Annotated in this window: 3 protein-coding genes; all 3 read left to right on the top strand. The window is 72.3% G+C overall.

Annotated features, from left to right (window positions below; all coding sequences use genetic code 11):
• The first annotated feature begins 339 nt into the window (after nucleotides 1-339).
• Nucleotides 340-861 carry a GNAT family N-acetyltransferase gene (locus tag AC069T_RS04295; RefSeq protein ID WP_478781258.1) on the top strand — a complete coding sequence of 174 codons (522 nt, stop codon included), beginning with the start codon at nucleotides 340-342 and terminating at the stop codon, nucleotides 859-861.
• A gap of 389 nt (nucleotides 862-1,250) precedes the next feature.
• The gene (locus AC069T_RS04300) at nucleotides 1,251-1,919 is read left to right on the top strand and encodes a HalD/BesD family halogenase (RefSeq protein ID WP_478781259.1); all 669 of its coding nucleotides are present in this window, start codon (nucleotides 1,251-1,253) and stop codon (nucleotides 1,917-1,919) included.
• Between the two features lie 159 nt (nucleotides 1,920-2,078).
• Nucleotides 2,079-2,388, top strand: a 310-nt coding sequence (locus AC069T_RS04305; protein WP_478781391.1) for a tectonin domain-containing protein, incomplete at its 3' end; no start/stop codon positions are given.

A 2,388-nucleotide genomic window follows, 5' to 3' on the forward strand; every position in this document is an offset into this window, starting at 1 on the left:
CCGCCGCGGCGGCCCCCCCACTAACCACTCTCAGATCTGCGCGGCGGTGTGCAGCACGAAAAGGCTCCACCGGCGTCTCCCGCCCTTGTTTTCGTTCGCCCCCCTCCCCCCCGGCGGGGCTGCGGGGGCCGCTCCGCTTCTCGGCCGGACGGCCGAGCCGGGCGTCAACGGTGCAGCCGCCGGCACGCTCCTGGCGACCGCATGCCGCACGGGCACCCGTCCCGGCACCTGACCCGAGGCCCGGACGCGTACGACACAGCGGCAGCACCGTGCCGCGGGCCAGGCCGGCACCCGGTGCCGGCCCCGGAAATGCATTGCCGTGCCGTTGCGTCGGTCGGCATGCTCACGGTCGTGACCACCGCACACGGATCCACCGATGCCACCGCCGTCGTACCCGTCAGCGTGCGCGACCTGCTGCCCCGAGACCTGCCCGCATGCACGTGGTCGGGCTCGGCCACCCATCTGCGCCAGGTGGAGCGGGAGTTGACGCGCGCTGCCGCCGGCGAGGTGGACTACCTGGCTGTATGCACCCCGGTGAACCTGCCGGTGGCGATCGGCGGCATCGACTTCCAGGTTTCCGAGGGAGCCGGAACCCTGTGGCAGCTCGCCGTGCTCCCGGCACTGCGGTCGTGCGGCCTGGGAACGTTGCTGATCCGAGCCGCCGAGCACAGGATCACCAACCGCGGCCTGCGCAGGGCCGAACTCGCCGTCGAGGAGACCAACCCGCGGGCGCGCGCCCTGTACGAGCGCCTGGGATACGCCGTGTACGGCCGCCGGCCTGATGCCTGGGACGCAGAAGGACCTGACGGGCTGATCCGTCGCCACGAGACGATGTGCCTTCTCCTGCGAAGAGACCTCTGAGCGGCGGGGCAGCGGCCCGTGGCCGACGTCGCCGGCCGGCGCCCCCGTCGTCGTCCGCCTCGCACGCGGCGGCTGACCTCCCGGTCCGACGGGTGCGGCAGCCGAGCCGGACAGCCGGGCGGAGCGGAGCGCGGCATCCGGTTCCTCCGCCCGGCACACGCACGGCAGGAGTACGTCACCGTCGGCGTGCCACGGTGCCCTCCACACCGTCCTCTTCAAGGGCGCCCACAGCGCATCGAGGAGCGGCTTGGAGGGCGCGGACGCCGACAGGGCGGCAATGACTCCGTGGGCCGGCAGACCCCGCGCGGCCCCGGGGCCGGACAGTGTTGCCGCGGCATCAGGAGTCCCCCGTGTTTCCCTCCTCCGGGCCAGGGGGTACGGCTGTGCTCGTGCTGACACTGCCGTCACGGCCCGCCCCGCTCCGGGCCCGCTTCGCCGAGACCGGATACCTCCCGCTCCCCGGCCTGCTGACCCGCCAGGGGCTTGAAGCGCTGCGGCAGGAGGCCGGCCGGCTGGAGGCCGCGGCGACCCGCCGCGACTTCCGTATGAAATGCATGGACGACAGCCCCCGCCACATGACCACCCTGGGCGGCCACCACATCGCACGGGAATCCGCGCTCATCGGCGGCCTGTACCGCGACACCGGACTGCTGGCGCTCCTGGCGGCCCTGCACGGCACGGATGTGCTGCCCGTGGAGGAGCCGGTCGAGCGGCACGTGCTGAATGTCCTGCACCGCCCCGGCGACACCCACGGCGCCCACACGGACGACTACCCCCTGGCCCTGGTGCTGTTCCTGGAGGCACCGGCAGAGCCCCGCGACGGCGGCCTGCTCGAGTTCAACCCCGGCCGCCGGGACCTGACCGCCTTGGGAGAGCCCGGCACACGCCGACTCCACCACCACGCGGGGGACGCCTACCTGCTGCGCAGCGACCTCACCGCCCACCGGGTCACCCCCCTCAGCCGCCCCGGCGCCCGACGGACCGTGCTGAACTTCGCCTACACCGCTTCCGGCCACCAGGTACCGGCCACCGACTCCGCGCACCGCCTGTACACCTGACCCGCCCCCGCACGGCCCGCGCCGTCAGTGACGGTCCCGGGCAGACCGGAGCCCAGGGAGCCGGGGAGACCCCAGCCAGAGGGGCCCGCGTGAGGGCGCCCGAGACAGCCGGGACGGGAGTGCTTCAACCGGGGTCCCGGTCGGGGTCCCGGTGCCGCCATGTGGGTTACGGCGCTTTTGGCCTTCGTGGACCGGCACGGCCTGTCGGAGCGCCGTGCGCCGGAAGGACGGGACAGCGCTCAAACATCGATTTCTAGATATTTCAAGAGGTCAATCAGTATATGGGGCCGTTTGGGTGTCCTGGTCGTGTCGCATGTTCCCGAGGCAAGGTCCGACACGAAAAGAGGAACCAGCGTGGCTGACTGGAAGCAGATCTCCGGTGGACTGACGACGATCTCGGTGGGGTCGCGGACCCATGTGTGGGGGGTGAACTCGTCGGGCCAGATCTACCGGTACACCGGGCACGAAC

The sequence above is a fragment of the Streptomyces sp. NPDC043867 genome (genome assembly GCF_056435845.1).